Source organism: Tsukamurella pulmonis, from assembly GCF_900103175.1.
Lineage (GTDB): Bacteria > Actinomycetota > Actinomycetes > Mycobacteriales > Mycobacteriaceae > Tsukamurella > Tsukamurella pulmonis.
This window is the reverse complement of record NZ_FNLF01000002.1, coordinates 4,141,528-4,166,694: the sequence shown is the minus strand read 5'-3', so window position 1 is coordinate 4,166,694 and position 25,167 is coordinate 4,141,528. Positions and strand designations below refer to the sequence as shown.

Annotated in this window: 25 protein-coding genes and 1 pseudogene; 21 read left to right on the top strand and 5 right to left on the bottom strand. The window is 71.9% G+C overall.

Going from position 1 to position 25,167, the window contains the following annotated elements; all coding sequences use genetic code 11:
• The first annotated feature begins 26 nt into the window (after window positions 1-26).
• From BLQ62_RS20555 to BLQ62_RS20515, 9 genes are all read left to right on the top strand, one after another.
• Entirely contained in the window at window positions 27-1,280 is a 1,254-nt protein-coding gene (locus BLQ62_RS20555) for a hypothetical protein (protein WP_068564296.1), read from the top strand.
• Window positions 1,281-1,294: 14 nt separating this feature from the next.
• Window positions 1,295-2,140: a sugar phosphate isomerase/epimerase family protein gene (locus BLQ62_RS20550; protein ID WP_068527642.1), complete on the top strand. Its 846-nt coding sequence runs from the start codon at window positions 1,295-1,297 to the stop codon at window positions 2,138-2,140.
• 43 nt (window positions 2,141-2,183) lie between these two features.
• Window positions 2,184-3,011, top strand: coding sequence for a thioesterase family protein (locus BLQ62_RS20545; RefSeq protein WP_068564298.1), 828 nt, complete (start codon window positions 2,184-2,186; stop codon window positions 3,009-3,011).
• 16 nt (window positions 3,012-3,027) lie between these two features.
• Window positions 3,028-3,837: a pyrroline-5-carboxylate reductase gene (proC, locus tag BLQ62_RS20540; RefSeq protein ID WP_068564300.1), complete on the top strand. Its 810-nt coding sequence runs from the start codon at window positions 3,028-3,030 to the stop codon at window positions 3,835-3,837.
• Between the two features lie 128 nt (window positions 3,838-3,965).
• Complete coding sequence (locus BLQ62_RS20535) at window positions 3,966-4,211, top strand: helix-turn-helix domain-containing protein (RefSeq protein ID WP_068523814.1); 246 nt, start codon at window positions 3,966-3,968, stop codon at window positions 4,209-4,211.
• A 162-nt stretch (window positions 4,212-4,373) separates the two neighbouring features.
• Complete coding sequence (locus BLQ62_RS20530) at window positions 4,374-4,475, top strand: 30S ribosomal protein bS22 (protein WP_003402602.1); 102 nt, start codon at window positions 4,374-4,376, stop codon at window positions 4,473-4,475.
• 75 nt (window positions 4,476-4,550) lie between these two features.
• On the top strand, window positions 4,551-5,642 hold the full coding sequence (locus BLQ62_RS20525) for an NAD-dependent epimerase/dehydratase family protein (protein WP_068527651.1): 1,092 nt from the start codon (window positions 4,551-4,553) through the stop codon (window positions 5,640-5,642).
• Window positions 5,639-6,706 carry a lysophospholipid acyltransferase family protein gene (locus BLQ62_RS20520; RefSeq protein WP_068527654.1) on the top strand — a complete coding sequence of 356 codons (1,068 nt, stop codon included), beginning with the start codon at window positions 5,639-5,641 and terminating at the stop codon, window positions 6,704-6,706. Before BLQ62_RS20525 ends, BLQ62_RS20520 begins: the two co-directional genes overlap by 4 nt.
• A gap of 224 nt (window positions 6,707-6,930) precedes the next feature.
• Complete coding sequence (locus BLQ62_RS20515) at window positions 6,931-7,854, top strand: hypothetical protein (RefSeq protein WP_068564302.1); 924 nt, start codon at window positions 6,931-6,933, stop codon at window positions 7,852-7,854.
• Between the two features lie 153 nt (window positions 7,855-8,007).
• On the opposite strand, the gene BLQ62_RS20510 is transcribed toward BLQ62_RS20515, so the two are convergent.
• Window positions 8,008-8,895, bottom strand: coding sequence for an HAD family hydrolase (locus BLQ62_RS20510; RefSeq protein WP_114652720.1), 888 nt, complete (start codon window positions 8,893-8,895; stop codon window positions 8,008-8,010).
• Between the two features lie 74 nt (window positions 8,896-8,969).
• Here BLQ62_RS20510 and BLQ62_RS20505 point away from each other — a divergent pair, with 74 nt between their 5' ends.
• From BLQ62_RS20505 to BLQ62_RS20475, 7 genes are all read left to right on the top strand, one after another.
• Window positions 8,970-9,227, top strand: coding sequence for a glutaredoxin family protein (locus BLQ62_RS20505; RefSeq protein ID WP_068527660.1), 258 nt, complete (start codon window positions 8,970-8,972; stop codon window positions 9,225-9,227).
• Window positions 9,228-9,374: 147 nt separating this feature from the next.
• A complete protein-coding gene (locus BLQ62_RS20500) occupies window positions 9,375-10,712 on the top strand; it encodes a glutamyl-tRNA reductase (protein WP_068527663.1) in 1,338 nt (445 codons plus the stop codon).
• Between the two features lies 1 nt (window position 10,713).
• On the top strand, window positions 10,714-11,655 hold the full coding sequence (gene hemC, locus BLQ62_RS20495; protein ID WP_068527667.1) for a hydroxymethylbilane synthase: 942 nt from the start codon (window positions 10,714-10,716) through the stop codon (window positions 11,653-11,655).
• 26 nt (window positions 11,656-11,681) lie between these two features.
• Window positions 11,682-13,394 (top strand): bifunctional uroporphyrinogen-III C-methyltransferase/uroporphyrinogen-III synthase, encoded by a 1,713-nt coding sequence (locus BLQ62_RS20490; RefSeq protein WP_231857537.1) that lies wholly within the window; start codon window positions 11,682-11,684, stop codon window positions 13,392-13,394.
• Between the two features lie 37 nt (window positions 13,395-13,431).
• Window positions 13,432-14,424: a porphobilinogen synthase gene (gene hemB, locus BLQ62_RS20485; RefSeq protein WP_068527670.1), complete on the top strand. Its 993-nt coding sequence runs from the start codon at window positions 13,432-13,434 to the stop codon at window positions 14,422-14,424.
• Between the two features lie 55 nt (window positions 14,425-14,479).
• The gene (locus tag BLQ62_RS20480) at window positions 14,480-15,058 is read left to right on the top strand and encodes a hypothetical protein (RefSeq protein WP_139184265.1); all 579 of its coding nucleotides are present in this window, start codon (window positions 14,480-14,482) and stop codon (window positions 15,056-15,058) included.
• Complete coding sequence (locus BLQ62_RS20475) at window positions 15,055-15,528, top strand: DUF3093 family protein (protein ID WP_068527676.1); 474 nt, start codon at window positions 15,055-15,057, stop codon at window positions 15,526-15,528. Before BLQ62_RS20480 ends, BLQ62_RS20475 begins: the two co-directional genes overlap by 4 nt.
• A gap of 72 nt (window positions 15,529-15,600) precedes the next feature.
• Here the strand turns inward: BLQ62_RS20475 and BLQ62_RS20470 are convergent, their stop codons facing one another.
• Window positions 15,601-16,455, bottom strand: a complete 855-nt coding sequence (locus BLQ62_RS20470) for a type IV toxin-antitoxin system AbiEi family antitoxin domain-containing protein (protein WP_068564306.1) — start codon at window positions 16,453-16,455, stop codon at window positions 15,601-15,603.
• A gap of 177 nt (window positions 16,456-16,632) precedes the next feature.
• Window positions 16,633-17,109 (bottom strand): NUDIX hydrolase, encoded by a 477-nt coding sequence (locus BLQ62_RS20465; protein WP_068564308.1) that lies wholly within the window; start codon window positions 17,107-17,109, stop codon window positions 16,633-16,635.
• A 100-nt stretch (window positions 17,110-17,209) separates the two neighbouring features.
• Between BLQ62_RS20465 and BLQ62_RS20460 the strand changes: the two genes are divergently transcribed.
• From BLQ62_RS20460 to BLQ62_RS20445, 4 genes and pseudogenes are all read left to right on the top strand, one after another.
• Window positions 17,210-17,416 (top strand): heavy-metal-associated domain-containing protein, encoded by a 207-nt coding sequence (locus tag BLQ62_RS20460; protein WP_068527686.1) that lies wholly within the window; start codon window positions 17,210-17,212, stop codon window positions 17,414-17,416.
• Between the two features lie 49 nt (window positions 17,417-17,465).
• Window positions 17,466-18,083 (top strand): annotated as a pseudogene (locus BLQ62_RS20455) (CYTH domain-containing protein); the annotation flags it as partial.
• 103 nt (window positions 18,084-18,186) lie between these two features.
• Entirely contained in the window at window positions 18,187-20,352 is a 2,166-nt protein-coding gene (locus tag BLQ62_RS20450) for an MMPL family transporter (protein ID WP_068564312.1), read from the top strand.
• Window positions 20,353-20,356: 4 nt separating this feature from the next.
• On the top strand, window positions 20,357-21,052 hold the full coding sequence (locus BLQ62_RS20445) for a TetR/AcrR family transcriptional regulator (RefSeq protein WP_068527695.1): 696 nt from the start codon (window positions 20,357-20,359) through the stop codon (window positions 21,050-21,052).
• A gap of 3 nt (window positions 21,053-21,055) precedes the next feature.
• Here BLQ62_RS20445 and BLQ62_RS20440 read toward each other — a convergent pair whose 3' ends face one another.
• A complete protein-coding gene (locus BLQ62_RS20440; RefSeq protein ID WP_068564313.1) occupies window positions 21,056-23,029 on the bottom strand; it encodes an acyl-CoA dehydrogenase family protein in 1,974 nt (657 codons plus the stop codon).
• Between the two features lie 51 nt (window positions 23,030-23,080).
• A complete protein-coding gene (locus BLQ62_RS20435; protein WP_068564315.1) occupies window positions 23,081-23,707 on the bottom strand; it encodes a pyridoxamine 5'-phosphate oxidase family protein in 627 nt (208 codons plus the stop codon).
• 77 nt (window positions 23,708-23,784) lie between these two features.
• Here BLQ62_RS20435 and BLQ62_RS20430 point away from each other — a divergent pair, with 77 nt between their 5' ends.
• A complete protein-coding gene (locus tag BLQ62_RS20430; protein WP_068564317.1) occupies window positions 23,785-25,161 on the top strand; it encodes an aminotransferase-like domain-containing protein in 1,377 nt (458 codons plus the stop codon).
• Window positions 25,162-25,167 lie beyond the last annotated feature (6 nt).

The following is a 25,167-nucleotide window of genomic DNA, read 5'->3' as shown; positions in this document are numbered from 1 at the left end:
CGACGAGCCACAGGACGGTGACGTGCATGAGCGAGGAGCGAAGGATTTCGCTGGCGGAGCTGCTCGCCAGGGAAGGTGGGACCGCACCCGCACCCACGGGCGGACGCCGGCGGCGCCACCGCGGGGGCGAGAACTCGATCACCGTCGCCGAGCTGACCGGTGAGATCCCGGTCGTCCGCGATGACCAGCCCGCGCCGGGCTCCGACCCCGCGGCGCAGGCCGCCGCCCCGGCGGAGCCCGCCGCGCCGGAGGCCGGTGGCGCGCCCGAGCAGGCCACCGCCGCGCAGGCGCCGCAGCAGCCCGCCCCGGAGCACCGGACCCCGGCCCCCGAGGCCGTCGAGCCGGAGGTCGTCGAGCCCGAGATCGTCGAGCCGCCGGCGCCCGCCGCCGAGCAGGCCGGCTCCGAGCAGTCCGACGACGAGCCGATCACCTCGTCGTTCCTCGCCGCCGCCGTGGCCGACCCCGGCCTCGCCGAGGCCCCGGAGCCCGCCGAGCAGGCGCAGGTCGAGCAGGCACCGGCGGAGCCCGAGGCTCCGGCCGAGCGCGAGCCCCGGCGCTCCGGCCTGCTCCGCTGGAACCGCGGCGCGAGCGCCGAGCCGGCGCAGCCCGAGGCCGACACCGCGCCCGCGCAGGACGACGCGCAGGACGCGCCGGCCGAGGCCCCGCAGGAGGCCGCCGCGCAGGCCGAGGACGGCACCGACTACGCGTGGTCGCGGTGGGATCAGGCCGAGACGCCGATCATGGCGACCGCCGACTTCAACACCGCGCAGGTCCGCGAGCGGCAGTCCCGCTTCGCCGACGCGCCGGCGGACGACACCGTCGACGTGGCGCCGGTCGCCGTGCCGGACGGCGAGGGTGAGGCACCGTCGACCCCCGATACCGCTGCGCTGAGCGCCCAGCAGATCGGCGAGGCGCGCACCGAGGAGCCCTCCGGCTTCCTGGCCAAGAAGACCGACGCGGATGCCGACGACGCCGGCGAGGACGCCGCCGAGAAGTCCGGCGGCACCGGGCGCGGCTGGCTCGTGCTGGCCGCCGAGGTCGTGCTCGGCCTCGCGGCGGGTGCCGGCCTGTTCTACGGCTTCTTCAAGCTGTGGAACTGGGGCGGCGGCAAGGCGACGATCGCGCTGACCGTCGTGCTGGCGTTCATCGTGATCATCGGCATCGTGACCTTCACGCACTACCTGCGCAAGACCACCGACTACCTGACGCTGGGGCTCGCGCTGTTCGTGGGCCTGGTGATCACCTTCGGCCCGCTGCTGATGGCGCTCGGCTCGAACTGAGTACCCTCGGCGGGGTGAGCGGGATCGCGGTCGGACTGTCGACGGCCTCGGTCTACCCCGAGAAGCTCGAGGACGCCTTCCGGTACGCCGCCGAGACCGGCTACGACGGTGTCGAGCTCATGGTCTGGCACGAGACCGCCAGCCAGGACATCGCGAACGTCGCCGGGCTGTCGATGCGCTACGACGTGCCGGTGCTCTCCGTGCACGCGCCGTGCCTGCTGATCAGCCAGCGCGTGTGGGGTCCGGACCCGCTGGCCAAGCTCGGCCGCGCGGTGACGGCGGCGGAGGACCTGGGCGCCGACACCGTCGTGGTGCACCCGCCGTTCCGGTGGCAGCGGCGCTACGCCGAGCACTTCGTCGACCTGGTCCACGAGCTCGAGGACGGCAGTCACGTCGCGGTCGCGGTGGAGAACATGTTCCCGCTGCGGTTCGACGTGCTGCGGCGCAACGAGTCCGTCGAGCGGCTGAGGCGGCGCGGCAACCCGGGCGCCGCGGTCTCCGCGTTCTCCCCGTCGATCGACCCGACGGACGTCGGCTACGCGCACTACACGTTGGACCTCTCGCACACCGCCACCGCCGGCGTGGACGCGCTCGCGCTCATGGACCGCATGGGCGACGGGCTGCGGCACCTGCACCTGACGGACGGCCTCGGTGCCGCCGTCGACGAGCACCTCGTGCCCGGTCACGGCACCCAGCCGGCCGCGGAGGTGTGCCGGCGGCTCGCGACCTCCGGCTTCGACGGGCACGTGATCCTCGAGATCGCGACGGGCTCGGCGAAGACGCCCGAGGAGCGGCGTGCCATGCTCACGGAGGCGCTGGAATTCGCGCGGGAGCACCTGCGCGCCGACCCGGCAGCCTGACGTCGAGCACCCGCGCGGGTGCCCCGGTAAGGAGAGCGCACAGATGGCTTTGTTCGCGGATCTGGTGTCCGTCACGAAGGCCCCCGGCGGGTACACCGCCGAGATCGACCCCACATGGACGGTGGGCAGCAAGGTGCACGGCGGTGCGCTGCTCGCCGTCGTCGCGGCGGCGGCGCGGGCCGCCTACCGCGACGACGGGGGAGACCCGGACGTCGAGCCCGTGGTGATCTCCGCGGAGTACCTCGGCGCCCCCGACGCCGGCCCTCTCGAGCTGCGCACCGACGTGCGCAAGCGCGGCCGCACCACCTCGTTCGTCAACGTCGAGGCCGTGCAGGGCGAGCGCGTCTACGTCCAGGCGGCCGTGACGCTGGCCCGCCGCGACGAGGGCGAGGAGCGCTACGCCGAGCCGACGCCGCTCGACGCGATGCCGCCGACCCCGCCGCCCACCGCGCTGGCCTGGGATCCCGAGCACCCCGCGGCCAAGATCTTCAAGGTCGGCCGCGTGGCCGAGGTGCACTACGACGCCGACACCCTGCCGGTGATCGAGGGCCGCATCGGCGCCGCCGAGACCCGCGGCTGGGTGCGGCTGCGCGAGGAGCCCCTGTCCGGGCTGTTCGCGCTGCTCGCCACCGACATCTCGCTGCCCGTGGTCGCCAACCTCGGCGGCGTCGGCTGGGCGCCGACGATCACGCTGACCGCGTCGGTGCGCCGCGAGCCCGTGAACGGCTGGCTGCGCTTCCGCGCGTCCGCGCCCGTCGTCGGGCAGCGGTGGTTCGAGGAGGACCACGTGCTGGTCGACGAGTCCGGGCACGTCGTCGCGACGTCCCGGCAGCTGGCGATGATGCCGGCCCCCAAGCCCGAGAAGAACTGATCGAGGAGGCACTGACATGGATGGTCGTATCGCGCTGATCGGCGGCGGACGGATCGGGGAGGCCCTGCTCGGCGGCCTCGTGGCGGCCGGGCACGCCCCGTCGGCGCTCACGGTGGCGGAGCCCAACGCGGGCCGCGGCGGGGAGCTCGCGGAGCGCTACGGGGTGTCGACGGTGACCACCGTCGCGGAGGCGGTCGACGGGGCCGATCTCGTGGTGATCGCCGTCAAGCCCGACGTGGTCTCCGCGATCCTGCCCGACGTGGCCTCCGCGCTGCAGCCGGGCGCCGTCGTCGCCTCGGTCGCGGCGGGTGTCCCCACGGGGGTCTACGAGGCCGCTCTGCCCGACGGGACGCCCGTCGTGCGGGTCATGCCCAACACGGCGATGCTCGTCGGGAAGTCGATGAGCGGGATCGCGGGCGGGCGCGACGCCGGCGAGCCGCACGTGGCGCTCGTGCGCGAGGTGATGGAGGCGGTAGGGCAGACCCTCGTCGTGCCGGAGTCCAAGCTCGACGCGCTCACCGCACTGTCGGGCTCCGGGCCCGCCTACGCCTTTCTCGTCGCCGAGGCGATGATCGACGCGGGGGTCGATCTGGGGCTCACGCGCGACCAGGCGAGCACCCTCGCGACGCACACGATCGCGGGCGCGGGTGCACTAATGGTTGAGACTTCCTCGTCCCCCGTCGAGCTCCGGGCGGCGGTGACTTCGCCGGGCGGAACGACGGCGGCGGCGATCCGCGAGCTGGAGAAAAACGGCCTGCGACCTGCGTTTTATGCGGCGACCCGGGCGTGTGCGGAGCGTTCGGCCGAGCTCGGGAAGCTCGCGTAGAACCTTCGTTTAGCTCACTCCCGTCGCATTATTCCCATTGGTACCGCTAAGCTGCTCGAAGCACGTGCGTGTCAGGTCCGCCGGAGGGGAAGCCGGCGGCGCGACATGTGCCGGAGGTTAGGGATTACATGGCGTCTGCAAACAAGAACACCAAGCCCGCCGAGATCGGTGCCGGAGCCCAGGCTCCCCAGGCAGCCGGCTCGTCGTTCCTGACGGTGGCCGAGGTCGCCACCCTCATGCGGGTGTCGAAGATGACGGTCTACCGCCTGGTGCACAACGGGGAGCTCCCCGCGGTGCGCGTGGGCCGGTCCTTCCGGGTCCACGAGAAGGCCGTCCACGACTACCTGCAGACCTCGTTCTTCGACGCGGGCTAGGCCCGCCCGGAGGACGTCAGTCGCGGCCGCGGCACGGGCGGATTTCGCCTGGGCCGTCGCGCCGGGTAAAGTAGAAGCCTGCTGCGTGGACGCGGGGGCTTCATCCGTACCCGGCCGCCGCGCACCGAACATGGCAATTCGATAGAGAGACGTGAGGAACCCATGGGTTCAGTGATCAAGAAGCGCCGCAAGCGCATGTCGAAGAAGAAGCACCGCAAGCTGCTCCGTCGCACTCGCGTGCAGCGTAGGAAACTCGGCAAGTAGGCCTTCTGGTCACACTTTCGCAAGAGCCCGCCCAGGACATGGGCGGGCTCTCGTGTTTCCCGATACCCTGCAGTAATGAGTGAGTCGGTCGTCAGCGCGCCGCGCGTCGTCATGGTGACGGGGGCCTCCACGTTCGTGGGCGGCTACCTCGTGCGCCGGCTCGCGCAGCGTCCGGACATCGAGCGCGTGATCGGCGTGGACGCCGTCCCGCCCACCAAGACGATGCACCGCCGGATGGAGCCGGCCGAGTTCATCCGCGTCGACTACCGCAGCCACATCTTCGGCAAGATCATGGCCACCAACGAGGTCGACACGGTGGTCCACTGCTCCACCTCGGTCACCGACAACCACTTCCCGTCCGCGTCCACCAAGGACGCCATCGTCTTCGGCTCCATGCGGGTCTTCGCCGCGTGCCAGAAGTCGGAGACGGTCAAGCGGGTCGTCATGCGCTCGTCCACCCAGGTCTACGGCTCGCGCTCGCGCAATCCCGCCCTGATCACCGAGGACCTCGGCGGCGGCTCCGCCGCGATCGGCCACCCGCGCGATCTCCTCGACGCGGAGGCCTACGCCCGCAGCATGGCCCGTCGCCGCACCGATCTGGACCTGACGATCCTGCGCCTGGCACCGATCCTCGGCCCCAACATCGAGACCCTGCTCGGCTCGCTGTTCGAGCGCCCCGTCGTGCCCTCGATCGTGGGCCGCGACGCCCGCCTGCAACTGCTGCACGAGGACGACGCCCTCGGTGCGCTCGAGCACGCCGTGGTGGCGGGCAGGCCGGGCACCTACAACATCGCCGGCGACGGTGCCATCTCCATGTCGCAGGCCATCCGCCTGTCCGGCCGGGTACCGCTGCCCGTCGTGGGGCCCGCGTTCGGGCCGGCCGTCGCCGCGATCCGCGGCCGCGGCCGAGGTCAGACGGACCGGGTGCAGCTCGCCTACCTGCGGTTCGGCAACGCCTTCGACACCACCCGGATGCGGCGCGAGTTCGGCTTCGAACCGCGTCTGAGCACGCGGCAGGTCATGGAGGACACCGCCCGCCACGGTCGCGCAGAACCTACAATCGGTGTGGATTCCTTCGTGGGCGTCGAGCAGCGGGTCGCCTCGCTCGCCCGGCGGTTCGCGGGAATCGGTTCTTCAGGACGGCACGGCTGGACGGTAGATCTATGACCAACCCATCAGGCTCTCAGCACGCGAAGGTGCTGCAGTTGCCCGTGTCCATCGACACCGCGCGCACCGAGGGGCGCGAGCGCGCCCAGCAGCGGCACCCGTCCGCGCTGACCGGCACGCCGGCATCGTCGGCCCCGCGCCGCGAGGCCACGGTGCACGCCCTCAACCCCGACTACATCGCCGCCGCCCAGCCGGGGGAGCCCGGTCCGGGCTGGCGCGAGCGCGCCGCGGAATCGGTGGTCGACGGTGCCGCCTTCGTCCGCGAGCGCCTCACCGGCGACTACGACATCGACCCGTTCGGCTTCGATCCGCACCTGACCGACGCGGTCTTCCTGCCGGCGCTGCGGCCCGTCTACGACAAGTGGTTCCGCGTGGACACCACCGGCGCCGAGAATCTCCCCGTCGAGGGCGGCGCGCTGCTGGTGGCGAACCACTCCGGCGTCATCCCGCTCGACGGGCTCATGTCCGCCGTCGCGGTGCACGACAACCATCCCGAGCAGCGGCATCTGCGGCTGCTCGCCGCCGATCTGGCCTTCGAGTACCCGTTCATCGGCGAGGTCGCGCGCAAGCTGGGCGCCACCGTCGCCTGCAACGCCGACGCCGAGGCGCTGCTCACCCGCGGTGAGCTCGTCGCCGTGTGGCCCGAGGGCTTCAAGGGCATCGGCAAGCTCTACCGCGACCGGTACAAGCTGCAGCGCTTCGGGCGCGGCGGTTTCGTGACGGCCGCGATCCGCGCGCAGGTGCCGATCATCCCCGTGTCGATCGTGGGCGCGGAGGAGACCTACCCGATGCTCGCCGACGTCAAGCCCGTCGCGCGGCTGCTCGGCCTGCCCTACGCGCCGATCACGCCGCTGTTCCCGTGGCTGGGCCCGCTGGGCATGGTGCCGCTGCCGTCCAAGTGGCACATCGAGTTCGGCGAGCCCATCGCCACCGACCGCTTCACCGAGGCCGACGCCGACGACCCGATGGTGGTCTTCGAGCTCACCGACAACGTCCGCGAGACCATCCAGCAGTCGCTCTACCGCATCCTCGCGCGCCGGAAGAACATCTTCCAGGACTTCTAGCCCGACGGTTGCGTCCTCGGGCCCGACGGTGCCTTCGCCTGCCGGCAGCCGCCGTCCGGGCGGACCGCGGTCCACAGATCGGTCCTACTTCTTCATAGCGCTGCAGCGTTATGAAGAAGCGGAACCGATAGCGGGAGGCCGGAGAGTCGGGGAACCGCATCGGGATTCCCACCGTTGAGCCAGAATGCAGTGGACGGCGTGGGGGCGCCGACGGGGGTGTTCATATGGCGGACGACGAGCCGGTCGAGTTCCGGCATCGCGAGGAACTGGTGGCGCTGGGGGCGACGGACCGGCAGATCCGCTTCTGGCAGCAGAAGAACGCGGTGACCCGCGTGTGGCGCGGGGCCTACCACCTGGGGGCGAGGCTTCCGCCGTGGGACGAGTTGCGGATCAGCGCGCTGGCGGCGGCGCAGCGATCGGGGGACTCCGTGGTGCTCAGTCATGCGGCGGCTGCGGCGGTGTTGGGCATGAAGGTGCTGAACTCCGACTGGCAGACCGTCGATTTCACGTGTGACGGCGCGCGTGGCGGGACGAAGCGCGGGCGCCGACGGCTGCACGTGCGGCGGCTCGACGCGGAGGACGTCGTCGTGGTCGACGGAGTGACGGTGACGTCGATCGCGCGAACGGCGCTCGACCTCGCGCTGGCCGGCGACTTCGTGGCGGCCGTCTGCGCGCTGGACGCGGCGTTGCGGATGGGTGTCACGCGGGAGGAGCTGGAGGCGGCGATCGACCGGCTCGGCCGGCGGCGTGGTGCCGCGAATCTACTCGCAGCGATGGGGGAGGCGTCGCCGCTGTCGGAATCGGTCGGCGAATCCCGCAGCAGGGCGCTGATGCTGAAATGGCCCGAGATCCCGCGCCCGGAGCTGCAGCGGGAATTCTTCAACGAGGCGGGCGCGCTCGAGGCGCGCGTCGACTTCCTGTGGGCCGAACGCGTGGTGGGCGAGTTCGACGGCAAGGGCAAGCAGAGGGACGGCTTCACCTCGGAGCGGCGGATTCAACGCGACAGCCTGCTGATGGGGCGGAATCTGTACCCGACGCACTGGGACTGGAACGACTGCGAAGAGCCGGATCGTCTCCGGAACAAGCTCCACGACGCCCTCAATCCGTTCGGGCTGCTCCTCGACGGCTCCTCTCGCTATCGGTCCTGACTCTTCATAACGCTGCAACGCTATGAAGAAGCGGGATCGATCTGTGGACTGTGGTCCGCGCCGCGCGACGGCCGTCGGAGGGTGCGGCACCGTCGGGCCCGGGCGACGAGACGAGAGCGCCGGGGCGGGGACGGCACCGTCGGGCCCGAGGATCTAGTCGTCGCTGAAGTGCTTGATCAGCGCGGCGGCGCCGCCGATCGCGGCGCCCACGCCGATGGCCGTGGGGACGCCGATCTTGGCGGCCTTGCGGCCGGTGCGGTAGTCGCGGATCTCCCAGCCCCGCACCCGCGCGACGTCGCGCAGGTCCGAATCGGGGTTGATCGCGACGGCCGTGCCCACCAGGGAGAGCATCGGCACGTCGTTGTGCGAATCGCTGTACGCGGTGCAGCGCTTGAGGTTCAGGCCCTCGCGGATCGCCAGCGACCGGACGGCGTGCGCCTTGCCCAGGCCGTGCAGGATGTCGCCGACCAGCTTGCCGGTGAACACCCCGTCCTGCGATTCGGCGACGGTGCCCAGCGCGCCGGTGAGGCCGAGCCGGTCGGCGATGGTCTGCGCCAGCTCGACGGGGGTGGCCGTCACCAGCCACACCTGCTGGCCGGCGTCGAGGTGCATCTGCGCGAGCGCGCGGGTGCCCGGCCAGATCTTGTCGGCGATGATCTCGTCGTAGATCTCCTCGCCGACGGCCTTCAGCTCCTCGGTGGAGCGGCCCGCGATGAAGGAGAGCGCCTTCTCCCGGCCGGCGGCCACGTCGTCGCTGTTCTCCTTGCCCGTGAGCCGGAACTTGGCCTGTGCCCACGCCGCGGAGGCGAGGTCGGAGTAGGAGAAGTAGTTGCGCGCGGCGAGGCCGCGGGCGAAGTGCACGATCGACGCGCCCTGCACCATCGTGTTGTCGACGTCGAAGAACGCGGCCGCGGTGAGATCCGGCGGCACCTGCCCGTCCTCGCGGCCCTCCTTCTCGAGCAGCAGCGAGTGAGCGGCGTCCGCGCTCGCTTCGCCCGCCGCACTCTGCCGACGTTCGTCGGCGTTGGCCTGGTCGGACAAGGGCACCTCCCCGCTCGCGTGATTCCCCTCAACCTTAGCGGCGCGCGCCGACACCGGGGTGGGACACTCGGCACATGGCCGTGATCACTCTGCTCACCAGGGAGGGGTGCGGGATGTGCGCCCGCGCCCACGACGAGCTCACCGCGCTCGTCGCCGAACTCCACGCCGCCGAGCGCACCGTCGAGTACCGGCAACTGGACGTCGACGCGCCCGGTAACACCGAGTACCGGGGCGAGTACGGCGACATGCTGCCCGTGGTCCTGCTCGACGGGGAGCAGCACAGCTACTGGGAAGCGGACATTCCGCAGCTGCGGGCGGATATCCTGGGCTGAACGACCCTGACGGGTGACAGCCGTCGCCTGCGCGGGTGAGGTGAGGCTGTGCGCGTTTTCCCATTTCAGGGGATGCGGGGTACCGTGCCTTAACGGGAAACTACGGACTGTAGTTCACCCGTCAAGATCTTCGAAGGAGCAGCGAGGGTGTCGGTTCTGCTGTTCGGCGCGTCGCACCGCAGCGCGCCGGTGTCGGTTCTCGAGAAACTGGCGATCACCGAGACCGATCGTCCCAAGGTGCTGGCGCAGCTCATGGAGTCGCCCCACATCGACGAGGTCATGGTCGTCACCACCTGCAACCGCGTCGAGATCTACGCCGTCGTCGAGGCCTTCCACCCCGCTCTGGAAGCCGTCTCCGACGTCCTGAGCGCCCGCTCCGGGCTCACCATCAACGATCTGAGCAAGCACGCCTTCGTGCGCTACTCCGAGGCCGCCGTCCAGCACCTGTTCTCCGTGGCCTCGGGCCTGGATTCCATGGTCGTGGGCGAGCAGCAGATCCTCGGGCAGATCCGCGGCGCCTACGCCGCCTCCGACGAGCACCAGGTCGCCGGCCGCGTGGTCCACGACCTCGCGCAGCGCGCCCTGCACGTGGGCAAGCGCGTGCACACCGACACCGGCATCGACAAGGCCGGCGCCTCCGTCGTCTCCGTCGCCCTCGACCGCGCCCAGGAGATCCTCGGCGCGCAGGGCGGCTCGCTGCGGCGCGCCGTCGTCGTCGGCGCGGGCGCCATGGGCGGCCTCGGCGTCGCGCACCTCGCCCGCGCGGGCGCGACCGACGTCACCGTCGCCAACCGCACCCAGGACAAGGCGCAGCGGCTCGCGCAGGCCGCCCTCGACGCCGGGGTCGACGGTGCGCGGTCCGTCCCGATGGACGGCGTGGTCGCCGCCCTCGCCGACGCCGACGTGCTCATCGCCTGCACCGGCGCCGTCGGCAGCGTCGTCAGCCTCGCCGACGTGCACTCCGCGCTGGCGCAGCGGACCGTCGACACCGATCTCGTGGTGTGCGATCTGGGCCTGCCCCGCGACGTCGACCCGGCCGTGGCGGGGCTGCCGGGCGTCACCGTCATCGATATCGACGCGCTCTCGCGCGAGCCGGGCACGCAGGCCGCCGAGGAGGACGCGGAGAAGGCGCGCCGCATCGTCTCCGACGAGCTCGCCGAGTACCTCTCCGCGCAGCGCTCCGCCGAGGTCACCCCGACGGTGACGGCGCTGCGGCGCCGTGCCGCCGAGGTGGTGGAAGCCGAACTGCTGCGCCTGGATTCACGTCTTCCGAGCCTCGAGGGCACGGACCGCGACGAGGTGGCGCAGACGGTGCGCCGCGTCGTCGACAAGCTCCTGCACGCCCCGACGGTGCGCGTCAAGCAACTGGCCGCCACCCCGGGGGGCGACTCCTACGCGGAGGCGCTGCGCGAGCTCTTCGAACTCAAGCCCGGCGCCACGGGCGCCGTCTCCGCGACCGAAGGATCCGACGACCGAAGTGTCTGAAGTGACCACGCACTCCCTCCCGAACCCGATCCGCATCGGCACCCGCGGCTCGTTGCTGGCCACCACCCAGGCCGGCACCGTGCGCGACGCGCTGATCGCGGCGGGCCACCCCGCCGAGCTCGTCATCGTGACCACGCCGGGCGATCTGAGCGCCGCGCCGGTCGAGACGATCGGCGTCGGCGTCTTCACCTCCGCGCTGCGCGATGCGCTGGCGAACGACGAGGTCGACGTGGCCGTGCACTCCTTCAAGGACCTGCCGACCGCGCCCGACGAGCGCCTGTCCATGCCCGCCGTGCCGCCCCGCGAGGACGCCCGCGACGCGCTCGTGGCGCGCGACGGACTGGTGCTGGGGGAGCTGCCGGCGGGGTCCGTGATCGGCACCTCGAGCCCGCGGCGGGCCAGCCAGCTTACTGCACTGGGTCTGGGTTTGGAAATCCGCCCCCTACGAGGCAACCTTGACTCTCGGTTACGCAAAGTAGCGGACGGTGAACTCGACGCGATCGTGGTCGCCCTCGCCGGACTCAAGCGGATCGGTCGCCACAACGAGGTGACGGAGGCGCTCGACCCGGTGCAGATGCTGCCGGCGCCCGCGCAGGGCGCACTCGCAGTGGAGTGCCGACGCGACGATGCGGAACTGCATTCCGTGCTCTCCGGCCTGGACGATCCGGTCACGCGTGCGGCGGTCACCGCCGAGCGCGCCCTCCTCGCCGAGCTGGAAGCCGGATGTACCGCGCCCGTCGGTGCGATCGCGGAAGTCGTCGAGTCCCTCGACGACGACGGTCGGATCTTCGAGGAGCTGTCGTTGCGCGGCATCGCGCTGGCGGCGGACGGCTCCGACTCGGTCCGGGCCTCCGTGGTCGGTCCGGTGGGCGAGGCCGGCGCGTTGGGCATCGCGCTGGCACGGGAGCTGCTCGACCTGGGCGCACGCGACCTGCTCGCGTAGCACCCGCAACTACTGGGAGCCGATACATGAGCCGCACTGCACAGTCCGCGAAGGCCGACACGGCAGCCGACACCGACACGGTGTCCACCCGCGTCGCCGCGAAGACCACCAAGCCCGCCCGAGGCCGGGCGGTGGCACCGGGCCGCATCACCTTCGTGGGATCCGGTCCGGGCGATCCGGGGCTGCTGACCCTGCGTGCTGAGCAGACTATCGCGGGCGCCCGGACGGTCTACACCGACCCCGACGTTCCGCAGACCGTCCTCGACATGGTGGGCACCGCGCTCCCGGCCGAGCCGATCGAGGACGCCGCCGACGCGGCGGACGCGGCCCCGGCGAAGGGCCGCAAGGGCGAGCCCGCCGTGCGCAACCCCGCCAGCGTCGCGCCCGCACTCGGCGAGCCCGCCGAGGTCGCCAAGACCCTGCTCGCGCAGGCCCGCCACGGGCACGACGTGGTGCGCCTCGTCGCCGGCGACCCGCTGTCCTCCGACGCCGTGCTGGCCGAGGTCAACGCCGTCGCCCGCACGCAGATCGCCTTCGAGATCGTCCCGGGCCTCGCGCCCGCGACCGCCGTCCCCACCTACGCCGGCATGGCGCTGGGCTCGGCGCACACCGAGGCCGACGTGCGCGGCGAGGTCGACTGGGCGGCGCTGGCCGCGGCCCCGTCGCCCCTGGTGCTGAGCGCCACCGCCGAGCACCTCGCCGACACCGCCTCCGCGCTGGTCGAGAACGGCCTCGCGCCGCAGACCCCGGTCGCCGTCACCGCGCAGGGCTCGACCTGCAAGCAGAAGACCGTCGAGGCCACCCTCGCCACGCTCAACGAGGCCGGGGCGGGCCTGCCCGGGCCGCTCGTGGTCACCGTCGGCAAGGTGGTGGGCCAGCGCAACAAGCTCTCCTGGTGGGAGTCGCGCGCGCTGTACGGCTGGACCGTGCTCGTGCCCCGCACCAAGGACCAGGCCGCCGAGATGTCGAACCGGCTGCGCGCCCACGGGTCCATCCCCATGGAGGTCCCGACCATCGCGGTCGAGCCGCCCCGCAGCCCCGCCCAGATGGAGCGCGCGGTCAAGGGCCTCGTCGACGGCCGCTACCAGTGGGTGGTCTTCACCTCCACGAACGCCGTGCGCGCCGTGTGGGAGAAGTTCATCGAGTTCGGCCTGGACGCCCGCGCCTTCTCCGGCGTGAAGATCGCCTGCGTCGGCGAGCAGACCGCCGCCAAGGTCCGCGCCTTCGGCATCGAGCCGGAGCTGCTGCCCACGGGCGAGCAGTCCAGCCTCGGCATGCTCGAGGTCTTCCCGCCCTTCGACGACGTCTTCGACCCGGTCAACCGGGTCCTGCTGCCGCGCGCCGACATCGCCACCGAGACCCTCGCCGAGGGCCTGCGCGACCGCGGCTGGGAGATCGACGACGTGACCGCGTACCGCACGGTGCGCGCCGCGCCGCCGCCCGCCTCGACCCGCGAGATGATCAAGTCCGGCGACTTCGACGCGGTCTGCTTCACCTCCAGCTCGACGGTGCGCAACCTGGTCGGCATCGCCGGCAAGCCGCACGCCCGCACCATCGTCGCGTGCATCGGCCCGAAGACGGCCGAGACCGCGATCGAGTTCGGCCTGCGGGTGGACGTGCAGCCGGAGACCGCGTCGGTGGAGGACCTCGTCGAGGCCCTGGCCGCGCACGCCTCCCGGCTGCGCGCGGAGGGCGCCCTGCCCCCGCCGCGGAAGAAGCCGCGCCGCTCGCGGAGCTGATGCGGCCCGCTCCCTGCGCCGTCCGTAGGCTGGAAGTATGAGTTTTCCTCACGTCCGTCCCCGCCGGCTGCGTACCACGCCGGCCGTCCGCCGCCTCGTCGCCGAGGTCTCGGTGGAGCCGCGGCAGCTCGTGCTGCCGATGTTCGTGCGCGACGGGATCGACTCCCCGCTGGAGATCTCGTCGATGCCGGGCGTGTTCCAGCACACCGTCGACTCGCTGCGGGCCGCGGCCGAGGAGGCGGTCCGGGAGGGCGTCGGCGGGCTCATGCTCTTCGGTGTCCCCGACGACGCCGACAAGGACGCCGAGGGCAGCGCGTCGTGGAATCCCGACGGGGTGCTCAACCGCGGCCTGCGTGCCCTGCGTGAGGACCTGGGCGATGCCACGGTGATCATGGCCGACACCTGCCTGGACGAGTTCACCTCGCACGGGCACTGCGGCGTGCTCGACGCGCACGGCCGGGTGGACAACGACGCCACGCTGGAGCGGTACGCCCGCATGGGCGTCGCGCAGGCGGACGCCGGGGCGCACATGCTCGGACCGTCGGGGATGATGGACGGACAGATCGGTGTGCTGCGCTCCGCGCTGGATTCCGCTGGGCACCAGGACGTCTCACTGCTCGCGTACACCGCGAAGTACGCATCGCCGTTCTACGGGCCGTTCCGCGAGGCCGTCGGCTCGTCGTTGCAGGGCGACCGGCGGACGTACCAGCAGGACGCCGCGAACCGCCGGGAGTCGCTGCGCGAGTTGGATCTCGACCTCGACGAGGGCGCCGACATCGTGATGGTCAAGCCCGCGATGAGCTACCTCGACGTGCTCGCCGACATCGCGGCCGCCTCGCCGGTGCCCGTCGCGGCGTACCAGATCTCGGGGGAGTACTCGATGATCACCGCCGCGGCGCAGAACGGCTGGATCGACCGGGACGCCGCGATCCGCGAGTCGCTGCTGTCGATCCGTCGCGCGGGCGCGGACATCGTGCTGACCTACTGGGCCACCGAGGCCGCACAGTGGTTGAACAGGGGAACGTGGTGAACGCACGTCGCCTCCACGGCGATTCGGCACGCGGTCGGGCAGAAGGAGCGCAGTGGTGAACATGCAGCACCAGGGCCCCGTGTGGCCCGGGCCCGGCCCGCAGCCACCCACGTGGCCCGCGCCGCCGCCCGTCCCCAAGCCCGAGCGCGGCCCCCGGCCCGACGACGTGAAGCTCTCCGTGCAGTTGTGGATCTTCGTCATCATCACCTCGGCGATCTCCCGACTCGCGCAGGCCTTCTCCACCCGCGGCTCCGACGAGTCGCGCGAGCAGTACACGATGCTCAAGGAGAGCGACAGCTCGTTCGCGAAGTCGTCGGTCGAGCAGTTCAAGACCTTCGAGCAGTACGACACGACCATGTTCGTCATGGCCATCGCGACGGTGGTCATCGGTGTCGTGGTGGCCTCCGTCCTCGTGTACTTCCTGTGGCGCGGCCAGTCCTGGGCCCGCCTGGTGCTGCAGTTCGTCGCGGCCTTCGTCCTGGTGCAGGGCGTGTTCGCCTTCACCACCGGCAACGCCACGATCGCGGTGCCCGCGATTCTCGCGGCGGTCGCCGTGGTGGGCGCGATGATCACCGCCAACAGCCGCGAGTCGATGGAGTACTTCAAGCCGGGTTCCACGGCGGCCGGCCGGTGAGCCCGCTGTACGCGGAGCGGGGCCTGTCCCGTGTCTGGCTGCTGCTCGTGCCCGCCGCGACGGTCGCGATGATCCTCACCCAGTGGCTGCTCGCCGGCCGCACCTCCGACTGGTGGATCTGGGTGCTCCTGGGCCTGGCGACGCAGGGCTTCGTGTGGCTGCAGGTCACCGCCGGCCGGACCCACGTCTCGATGGCGCTGACCGCCGAGGAACTGCGTTGCGGCGAGGAGACGATCCCCGTCGCCGAGATCGCCCGGATCCTGCCGGGCAAGGCGCCCGATCACCCGCGCAAGGCGAAGCCGGAGGACTTCCCCGCGTGGTCGTCGGCGCGCGCGATGGGGCGGCTCAAGACGGTGCCGCGCCGCCGCTACGGCATGGGCCTGCAACTGGCCGACGGCTCGACCGTGCAGGCCTGGGCCCGCAACGACTACGCCCTGCGCGCCGCCCTCGAGCCCCTGCTCACCCGCTAGCGGCTCCCGAGTTTCGGGTTCTGCGGGGCCTCGCGGCCGGATTCGGCACCCGACGCCTCCGGGACCCGACGTTCAGAATCGCGTGCGTCCGCGGTGCCGGCCACTGCGCACGATCGCCAGGATGTCGCCGTACACCGCGTCCCAGTCGAAGAGCACGTCGGCGTAGTCCAGGCGCAGAACCCGGTAGTCGCCGATGACCGCCGCGCGGTCGCGACGGTAGTCGGCTCTGCGCTGCGCGCCGCTGTGATGGCTCGCGCTGTCGCACTCGATGATGAGCTTGTCGCCGACGAGCAGGTCGACGCGGCCGACGCCCCGGACCATCACCTGGCTGCGCACGCGGATGCCGGCGCACACGAGGCGGTAGCGGACCAGCGACTCCGTCCCGGAGCCCGCGAGCGGATCCACCAGCCCGAGAACGCGCAGCACGCGCTGCGGTGCGCCGTCGAAGACCTCGGCCAGCACGTCGACGGTGTACGGGTGGGGCATACGCAACGTCGAGTCGAGCACCGCGACGAGTTGTTCGGCGCTCACGCAGTTCGCCGCGCACTGCAGAGCGATCGGGAGCGGATCGACGGCCCGCGCCGGCGTGCGCAATGGCCGGTGCCCGCGGCACGAGCGCGCCGGTCGGAGCGTGACCGGCCTGTGCTCCGGCCACCGCAGATGCGTCCGCCGCTCACCCGGCGGTACCCACACGCCCGGGGTGTACTCGAGCGCCGAGACGCAGGTGACCGCGGCGCCGGAGCGGACCGCGGCGACGACCGCGGGGTCAGCGGTGGCGGTGGCGTACCAGCCGCGGCGCACGGGTGCGAGAGTCCCGTGCCGGCGCAGGGCGTCGATCTCGGCCGGGTCCGCGCCGATCCGCAGCAGGTGGCGCCGGGAGAGCACGCCGCCGTTCTCCGCCGCGGCGATCGGGATCAGTGGGTCCATGCCGTCGATCCTGCTTCGCGGCACCGTCCGTCGGCCCGCGCCGGAGGGCCGCCTGTGGAGAAAACAGGTTATGTACGCGAAGTTGTGGAGGAAGCAGCTCCCGAACGTCGGGTTCTCCTGCCCTACGCAGGCGATTCATGCCGCCGACGCCGGCAGGACCCGATTTTCGCGACGCGGTCAGAGCCAGGCGGGGTGGGTGTCACCGCGCAGGGCGGCGAGGCCGCGGTGCACGCGCTCGGTCTGCCGGACGGACATGGCCGGCAGGGCGTCGGGGCGGAACCAGGCGATCTCGAGGGATTCGTCGTCGGCGACGTGCGCCTCGCCGGAGACGTAGCGGCACAGGAACAGGAGCGTGAGGTACTGCGCCGCATCGCCGTTCGGATAGCGGACGGGCTCGTCGGTGCGGACCGCCAGCAGGTCCAGCACCTGCGCCTCGACGCCCGCCTCCTCCCGGATCTCGCGGACGATCGCCGCCGCGGGCTGCTCCCCGGGTTCGAGGATGCCGGCGATCGACGCCCACTCGCCGGTGTCGGCGCGGCGACCGAGCAGGACCTCGCCCGCGTCGTTCACCACCACGGCGGCGACGCCGGGCAGCCACAACAGATCGGTGCCGACCTTCTCTCGGATGCTGCGCACGTACTCGGGGATGGGCATGGCACCCAGCCTAGCGTCTTAATACCCCCAGGGGGTATGGTGAAGTGGACGGTGCGCGCGACCATGGAGGTCATCGGCCGTCCGAGAGAAGGAGTGGGAAATGGCAGTGGAGAGCACTTACACCGTGACCGGCATGACCTGCGGGCACTGCGCGTCCTCGGTGCGCGAGGAGATCTCGGAGATCGGCGGCGTCACCGGCGTCGACGTGAACGTCGAGACCGGCGCGGTCACCGTCTCCAGCGAGGCCGAGCTGACCCGTGACGCCGTGGAGGCCGCCGTCAAGGAGGCCGGCTACACGCTGGTCTGAGCGGTCCCGCCTCGCGCGGATCGCCGTCCCGACCGGTTACGGTGGGGACATGTCTGAGCAGGGTTTCGGGGACTTCGAGTTCGAGCGCAAGTTCTTCGTGCGCGAGGTCCCCGAAGCCGCTGCGCTCGACCCCGCTCCGACGCTGATCGTCCAGGCCTACCTGTTCGCCGCCGACGGCTACGCCGTGCGCGTGCGGGTGCAGGGGCCGGCGCCGTCGGAGCTGATCGACGATCCCGGTGCGCTCGTCGACGCCCTCGACGGTGTGACCACCGGGACCATGACGGCCAAGGGACCTGCCGTGAGCGGCACCCGCTACGAGGCCGAGCGCGAGCTCGACGCGCTCGTCGCCGGGCAGATCGTCCGCCGCGCCGAACACGTCGTCGCCAAGGTGCGCTACTCTATGTGGCTCGGCGAGGACGGCTGGGTCATCGACGAATTCCTCGGCGGCAACGCCCCGCTCGTGATGGCGGAGGTCGAACGCGGCGGCCCCGTCGTCGACCTCGCCATCCCCGATTTCTGTGCCACCGAGGTCTCCGAGGACGACCGCTTCCGCAACGAGTACCTCGCGCACGTCCCCTTCGGCGGCTGGTCCGAGGCCTACACGCGAGAGCTCGCGCTGCTCGGCCCGCGCTTCGTGCACACGCTGGGCGAGAACCGCCTCGGCGGCGTCTCAACCTCCGCGCCGGAACACCTCCTCCCCTGGGCGGTTGACGCGCCTTGTAATAACGCTGTTAACTTAACGTCGTTATTACAACTGGAAGGGACGCCCGATGATCGACGCACTCACCCGCTTCGTCGCGCGCCGCGCGAAGGCCGTGCTGCTGCTGGCCGTGATCCTGCTGGCGGGTCTGGGCCTCGCGGGCGCCGGTGTCGCCGACAAACTGCAGGCCGGCGGCTACGTCGATCCGCAGGCCGAGGCGATGCAGACCTACGATCGCATGGCAGACGACTTCGACCGCGGCGGCCTGCCGCTGGTGCTGGCCGTCTCGGTGCCGCCGGGCCAGGAGGTCTCGGCGGGCGACTACGGCCGCCGCCTGGTCGAGCGCCTGCGCGCCGATGACCGCGTCGAGAGCGTCGTGGACGGGTTCAGCACCCCCACGCCGATGCTGCTCAGCGAGGACAAGCGCACCGCGCTCATCGTGGCGGCGATCGCCGGCGGCGAATCGCAGGCGCCGCTCAACGCGAAGGCCATCGTCGGCGACCTGCCGCAGCCGCCGCCGTCGGTCACGATGACGCCGGGCGGCCAGGCCTACAGCTACGCGCAGATCAACGATCAGTCCTCGCGCGACCTGCTGATCGCCGAGGCCGTCGCCATCCCCATCACCTTCCTCGTGCTGGTGTGGGTCTTCGGCGGCCTGGTCGCCGCGGCGATCCCGGTGCTCATCGGCATCGCCGCGATCATCGCGACCACCGGCATCCTGCGCGCCTTCACCACGTTCACGGACGTCTCGATCTTCGCGCTCAACCTCACCACCGCGATGGGGCTCGCGCTCGCGATCGACTACACGCTGCTCGTGATCTCGCGCTACCGCGAGGAGGTGGCGGCGGGGAGTGATCGCCCGGAAGCCCTGCGCCGCACCATGAACACCGCCGGGCGTACCGTGCTCTTCTCGGCGATCATCGTCGGCCTCTCGCTGGCGGCGATGGCGATCTTCCCGATGTACTTCCTGCGCTCCTTCGCCTACGCCGGTGTCGCGGTGGTGGTCTTCGCCGCGCTCGCCACGCTGATCCTCACGCCGGCGATCCTCACCGTGCTCGGCGACCGCGTCGACGCCCTGAAGATCGGCCGCCGCCGCGCCGAGCCCGCCCCGCAGGAGAGCCTGTTCTACCGCTTCACCCGCGGCGTGCTGCGCCGCGCGGTGCCCATCGGGCTCGCCCTGATCGCGCTCCTGCTGATCCTCGGAACCCCGTTCCTGAGCATCCATTTCGGCTTCCCCGACGACCGGGTGCTGCCGGCCTCGTCGAGCTCGCACCAGGTGGGCGACACCATCCGCTCCGATTTCACCGAGGACGCCGCGGGACAGGTCAGCGTGGTGCTCACCGAGTCCACGGACGACGGTGCCGTGGCCGACTACGCCACCCGCCTGTCGACGGTCGAGGAGACCGGCACCGTCGTCGCGCCGACGGGCACCTACCTCGCGGGGCAGCGGGTGGCCGACGGTGACCCGACCGCCCGGGCGGCGAACGGCACAGTGCTGCTGCTGGTCTCGTCGAAGCTCGACCCGCTCTCGCAGGACGCCTCGGACCAGCTCGACCGGCTGCACGAGACGCCCGCGCCCGCACCCGCGAGCTTCGGCGGCTCGGCGCAGCTCAACCGGGACTCGGTCGAGTCGATCCTCGACACCCTGCCGACCGTGCTCATCGTGATCGCGGTGACTACGTTCATCCTGCTGTTCCTGCTCACGGGCAGCCTGGTGCTTCCGCTGAAAGCCCTGGTGATGAACGTGATCTCGCTCTCGGCGGTGTTCGGCGCGCTCGTCGCGATCTTCCAGTGGGGCTGGCTCGGCGGCCTCGACACCACAGTGACCGGCGCGATCATCGCGAACATGCCGGTGCTGATGTTCTGCATCGCCTTCGGCCTGTCGATGGACTACGAGGTCTTCCTGCTCTCCCGGATCAAGGAGTTCTGGGACCATTCGGAGACCAAGGACCACGCCGCCAACGACGAGGCCGTCGCGATGGGCATCACCCGCACCGGCCGGGTGGTGACCGCCGCGGCGCTGCTGATGGCGATCGTGTTCGCCGCCATCGGATTCGCGGGCGTCTCGTTCATGAAGATGTTCGGCGTGGGAATGATGATCGCAGTGCTGCTGGACGCCACCCTGATCCGCATGCTGCTGGTCCCCGCGTTCATGCGGGTGGCAGGGGTGTGGAACTGGTGGGCGCCCGCGCCGATGAAACGGCTGTACGACCGCGTCGGTCTGCGAGAATCGTAGGGCTATGGAACAGGGGAGACGACGGCGCAACAAGCGCGGCGACGGAGAGCGGCTGGCCGCCGAGATCCTCGACGCCGCCACCGATCTGCTGATCGAGACCGGCAGCGCCGAGGCGGTCTCGATCCGCGGGGTGGCGCAGCGCGCCGGGGTGACGCCGCCGTCCATCTACCTGCACTACCCCGATAAGAACGCGCTGCTCACCGCCGTCGTCGCCCGCTACCTCGGCCAGCTCGACGACGCCCTGACCGAAGCCGAGGCGGGTGCGCCGGACCCGCTCGACGCGGCGCGGGCGCAGGGGCTGGCCTTCGTGCGCTTCGCGCTCGCCACGCCCGAGCTGTACCGGCTCGCGGTGATGACCCCGTCGGACTACGCCTCCGACGTGGACGTCGTGCTCGGCACCGCGGCGTTCGCGCACCTCGAGCAGAACGTGCGCGAGCTGCAGGCGGTGGGCTACTACCCGCCGGGTGACCCGCGGCCGATCGCGCTGCGGATGCTCACGGTGGTGCACGGAGTGGCCTCGCTGCTCGTGGCCAAGCCGTTCCTGCCGTGGGGCGACCCGATGGAGTACGCCGACACCGTGATCGCCGGCGCCTGCCTCGGGATCGCCCTCACCGCGGGCCTGCCCGAGCCGCCCGACGGTGCCGCCGCCCTCGCGCTGGTCCGGCGGGTGCGCGAGGCACTACCGCCGGAGCAGCGCTGAGGGTCAGCGGACCGCGACGCTGTTGGCCGGGTCGAGCATCGGGACATCGAGCGCGGCGGCGGGGACGCCGAAGGCGTCGACCAGCGAGTCTGCCAGCGGGCGGGCCTTGCCGCACAGCTCGTTGACGCCGCGACGGATCGCCTTGGCGCGCTCCACCGAGACGTGCCGGTGCATGAGGTACCAGCCCAGGTCGCGCTCGAGCAGCGAGTAGACGTACAGGTTGCGCATGAGCTTGAGGGCGTCGCGCGTCGCGCGGTCCTTCACGTCGGTGATCACATCGACGAAGGCCTCCAGCACGATCCGCTCGATGTGCGCCTCGCCCACCTTGATCAGGTGGTCCTGCGTCTCGGTGAACACCTCCAGGGCGTCCTCATCGGGCTCCTTCGCGCGGCGCATGCGGGCGGCTGCGGTGCGCAGCAGGTGGTCCTCGCGGTTGCGCAGCAGCCGCAGCTGGGTGCCGGGGTGCGTGAGCTCGCTCTCCTCGGTGTCCTCGTTCGAGTCGTCGAGCAGCGTCTGCACCACCTGGCGGGCGGCGGTCTTCTCCAGCACCACGTCGCGGGCCATCTCGGCCACGAAACGCACCCAGCCCACGGCGTCGAGGCCCTGGACGTCGCCGGCGTACGCGGTCAGCTGCTCCTTGGCGACCAGCTGGGTGAGCACGAGGTTGTCGCCCTCGAAGGTGGTGAAGACGTCGATGTCGCCGCGCAGCAGCGGAAGCCGGTTCTCCGAGAGGTAGCCGGCGCCGCCGCAGGCCTCGCGGGCCGCGCTGATCGCGTCGGAGGCCAGTCGGGTGTGGCCGGCCTTGATCGCCGCGGCCTTGCCCTCGATCTCGCGGGCGTAGGCGGGGTCGACGGCGTCGGGGTCGCCGGTCTGCAGCTCGTGCAGCTCGGCGGTGAGCTCGTTCTGCGCGAGGGCGAAGGCGTAGGCCCGCGCCACCAGCGGCAGCAGGCGGCGCTGGTGGGTGCGGTAGTCCAGCAGCAGCAGCTCGTCCTCGCCGCCCGGCGCGTCGAACTGGCGGCGCACCAGGGCGTACTTGGTGGCCAGCGTGATGCCCAGGCGGCCGGCGGCACCCGCCGCGGCGCCCACGGTGACGCGGCCGCGGATCAGCGTGCCGAGCATGGTGAAGAAGCGCTTGTTGTCGGATTCGATGGGGCTGGAGTAGGTCCCGTCCTCCTCCACGTCGGCGTAGCGGTTGAGCAGCTCGCGCCGCGGGATGCGCACATGATCGAAGACGATGCGGCCGTTGTCCACGCCGGGCAGGCCGCCCTTGTAGCCGCAGTCGGAGGTGGTGACGCCGGGCAGGTCGTCGCCGTTCTCGTCGCGGATCGGCACCACGAAGCAGTGCACACCGCGGCCCGTCGGCTCCTCGCCGGGGCCGCCGGTGATGAGCTGCGCGAAGACCGACGCCCAGCGCGCGTGCTTCCCGGCGCCGCCGATGTAGTCCTTGCGGGCGCTGGAGGTGGGGGAGTGGATCTCGAACTCGTCGGTCTCCGGCAGGTACGTGGCGGTGGTCTCGAGCTCCTGCACGTTGGAGCCGTGGCCGGTCTCGGTCATGGCGAAGCAGCCGAGCACGTCGAGGTCGATGAGGCCCTTGACGTACGTGTCGTGGTGGTACTGCGTGCCCAGGTTCTCGACCGCGCCGCCGAACAGGCCCCACTGGACGCCCGCCTTGACCATGAGCGAGAGATCACCGTAGCCGAGGGTCTCGATCGCGGTGACCGCGGCGCCCACGTCGCCCGTGCCGCCGTGCTCGGTCTTGAAACCGTCGGCCGGGAAGCCGAGCGGCACCATCGCCTTCATCTGCCCCAGCATGAGCTCGCGGTACTCGTCCAGGCTCAGCCCGGCCTGGGGTACCACGTTCCCCTCCTGGATCTGCTCGCGCACGACGTCCCTCGTGGCGGCCCACCGGCCGTCGAGGATGGCGCGCAGCGCTGCGGTCAGTTCGGGCGACGATGCCGGCGAGGTGGGATCACTCATGGCCTCAACCGTACCCAGCACGGGCGATTCATGCCGGTTCCGAGAGCGGAATCACGAGCACGTCGCGGGATCGCCGGCCCGCAGCGCCGCGCGGACCGACGCGGGGACGGGGAGGTCCTGGCCGGGGGACGGCTCGACGCGCGCGTAGCCCGTGCGCAGCGGCAGCACGCCGGACCATCCGCCCTCGCTCGACGACGCTCCGCCGTTGCGCGCCTTGACGATCCAGTTGTCCGCGACGATCGGCAGGGTCAGCACGACGGTCGCCGCGAGCTCCTTGCGGGTGTTGCGGCGCAGCTCCGTGCTGCGGCCCGGCAGCAGCGCGTCGACGAAGGCGTCCAGCAGCTCCTCCGCGTCGGCCGACACGGACTCGAGCACCCCGCGCAGCACCGCGGAGCGGTAGTTCATCGAGTGGTCGAAGGCCGTGTCGGCCACGACGAGGGCGTCGAGGTGGGTGATGGTCAGCGTGACCGGGGCGCCCGCGGCGACGTGCCGCAGGGCACCGGCCCCCGTCGAACCGTGCAGGACGATGCGCTCGCCGATCCGCGCGTAGGCGATCGGGATCGACCAGGGCAGGCCGTCGCGCACCGTCGAGAGCACGGCGACGACGCCCTCGTCCAGGACCTCGTCGAGGAGGCGGCGGTCGCCGCCGCGGTCGGGGTAGCGGGTGAGTGTGTCCATACGTTCAGTGTCCGCGAATACTGGAACCTGTAGAAGATCCACAACGATCTCATTCTGAGAACCACTATTCTGGGACGGTGCCCCGCCCACCCGCGTCGCTGCCCGACTTCTGGGCCACCCGCGCCGGTGCGCCGCTGGCCAGCGCCGGCATCGTCGAGGCCGTCCTGGACGGGCTCGACCGCGGCGCCCTGCACCCCGGCGACGTGCTGCCGTCCTCGCGCGTCCTCGCCGCCGGGCTCGGCGTCGCGCGCAACACCGTGGTCGCCGCCTACGACACACTCGCCGCGATGGGCATCACGACCGCGGTGCCCGGCAGCGGCACCCGGATCGCGCCGGGCACGGACCGCTTCGCGCACGCGCTGCACGCCGCGCCCGCACCCCGACGTGCGGCGACGGCACCGTCGGACCCGCGGGTGGTGAGCCTGGAGCCGGGCGTCCCCGACGTCGCCCTCATCGACGAGCGCCGGTGGCGCCGCTCCTGGCGGCACGCCACCGCGCTCGCGCCCACCGCGTCGGCCGCGCCGCACGTCGCCGCCCTGCAGGAGGCCCTCGCCGTGCACCTGCGGCGGCGCCGGGCCGTCCGTGCCGCCCCCGAGGACCTGCGCCTGTTCCCCGGCGTCAACCCGGCCCTGACGGCGATCGCCGGGCACGTCGGCGGGCCGATCGCGGTGGAGACGCCCGGGTACCGCCGCGCCTTCGACGCCTTCCGCGCCACCGGCCGCGAGGTCCTCGGCGTGCCCGTGGACGCCGAGGGCCTGCTCGTCGCGCGCCTGCCCCGCCGACGGTGCCTGGTCTACACGACCCCGGCGCACCAGTACCCCACGGGCGTGCGCCTGTCGATGGAGCGCAGGCTCGCCCTCGTCGACTGGGCGCGGGCGACGGGGAGCGTGATCGTGGAGGACGACTACGACGGCGAGTTCTCCTACGACGTCGCCCCGCTGCCCGCCCTGCAGACGCTCGCACCCGATCACGTCGTCTACCTCGGCACCGCCTCGAAGGCGCTGAGCCCGCAACTGCGGCTCGCGTGGGCGGCGATCCCGCCGGTGCTGCGCGGGCTCCCGCACGCGGGGCACGGATCGAGTGCGGGCGTCGACGGGACGGCCGCGTCGATGCTCGCCCACTTCCTCACGTCGGGGGCCTGGGACGCCCATGTCGCGCGGGCGGCCCGCACCTACGGCGCGCGCCGCGCCGCGGTCCGGCGGGCACTCGCGCGGCACCTGCCCGACGCGCTCGTCCTCGGCGCCGACGCCGGGCTGCACCTGACCGTCGATCTGGGATCGGAGACGGCGCTCGCCGCCGCGGTAGCGGCGCTGGGCCGCAACGACTACCGCGTCTCCACGCTCGCCGGCCACGCGCTGACCGACGGCGACGTCGCCGACACGGCGATGCTGCTGTCCTACGCGCTGATCCCCGAGACCCGCGCGGACGCGATCATCGCGCTGATGCGGAGCTGAAATCAT

What these genes read in the sequence shown, in the direction of transcription:
- BLQ62_RS20555 (WP_068564296.1), top strand. Translation starts at nt 27, where the DNA reads ATGAGCGAGGAGCGAAGGATTTCGCTGGCGGAGCTGCTCGCCAGGGAA.
- BLQ62_RS20545 (WP_068564298.1), top strand. Translation starts at nt 2,184, where the DNA reads ATGGCTTTGTTCGCGGATCTGGTGTCCGTCACGAAGGCCCCCGGCGGG.
- proC (WP_068564300.1), top strand. Translation starts at nt 3,028, where the DNA reads ATGGATGGTCGTATCGCGCTGATCGGCGGCGGACGGATCGGGGAGGCC.
- BLQ62_RS20535 (WP_068523814.1), top strand. Translation starts at nt 3,966, where the DNA reads ATGGCGTCTGCAAACAAGAACACCAAGCCCGCCGAGATCGGTGCCGGA.
- BLQ62_RS20530 (WP_003402602.1), top strand. Translation starts at nt 4,374, where the DNA reads ATGGGTTCAGTGATCAAGAAGCGCCGCAAGCGCATGTCGAAGAAGAAG.
- BLQ62_RS20525 (WP_068527651.1), top strand. Translation starts at nt 4,551, where the DNA reads ATGAGTGAGTCGGTCGTCAGCGCGCCGCGCGTCGTCATGGTGACGGGG.
- BLQ62_RS20520 (WP_068527654.1), top strand. Translation starts at nt 5,639, where the DNA reads ATGACCAACCCATCAGGCTCTCAGCACGCGAAGGTGCTGCAGTTGCCC.
- BLQ62_RS20515 (WP_068564302.1), top strand. Translation starts at nt 6,931, where the DNA reads ATGGCGGACGACGAGCCGGTCGAGTTCCGGCATCGCGAGGAACTGGTG.
- BLQ62_RS20505 (WP_068527660.1), top strand. Translation starts at nt 8,970, where the DNA reads ATGGCCGTGATCACTCTGCTCACCAGGGAGGGGTGCGGGATGTGCGCC.
- BLQ62_RS20490 (WP_231857537.1), top strand. Translation starts at nt 11,682, where the DNA reads ATGAGCCGCACTGCACAGTCCGCGAAGGCCGACACGGCAGCCGACACC.
- hemB (WP_068527670.1), top strand. Translation starts at nt 13,432, where the DNA reads ATGAGTTTTCCTCACGTCCGTCCCCGCCGGCTGCGTACCACGCCGGCC.
- BLQ62_RS20470 (WP_068564306.1), bottom strand. Translation starts at nt 16,455, where the DNA reads ATGGACCCACTGATCCCGATCGCCGCGGCGGAGAACGGCGGCGTGCTC.
- BLQ62_RS20465 (WP_068564308.1), bottom strand. Translation starts at nt 17,109, where the DNA reads ATGCCCATCCCCGAGTACGTGCGCAGCATCCGAGAGAAGGTCGGCACC.
- BLQ62_RS20460 (WP_068527686.1), top strand. Translation starts at nt 17,210, where the DNA reads ATGGCAGTGGAGAGCACTTACACCGTGACCGGCATGACCTGCGGGCAC.
- BLQ62_RS20450 (WP_068564312.1), top strand. Translation starts at nt 18,187, where the DNA reads ATGATCGACGCACTCACCCGCTTCGTCGCGCGCCGCGCGAAGGCCGTG.
- BLQ62_RS20445 (WP_068527695.1), top strand. Translation starts at nt 20,357, where the DNA reads ATGGAACAGGGGAGACGACGGCGCAACAAGCGCGGCGACGGAGAGCGG.
- BLQ62_RS20440 (WP_068564313.1), bottom strand. Translation starts at nt 23,029, where the DNA reads ATGAGTGATCCCACCTCGCCGGCATCGTCGCCCGAACTGACCGCAGCG.
- BLQ62_RS20435 (WP_068564315.1), bottom strand. Translation starts at nt 23,707, where the DNA reads ATGGACACACTCACCCGCTACCCCGACCGCGGCGGCGACCGCCGCCTC.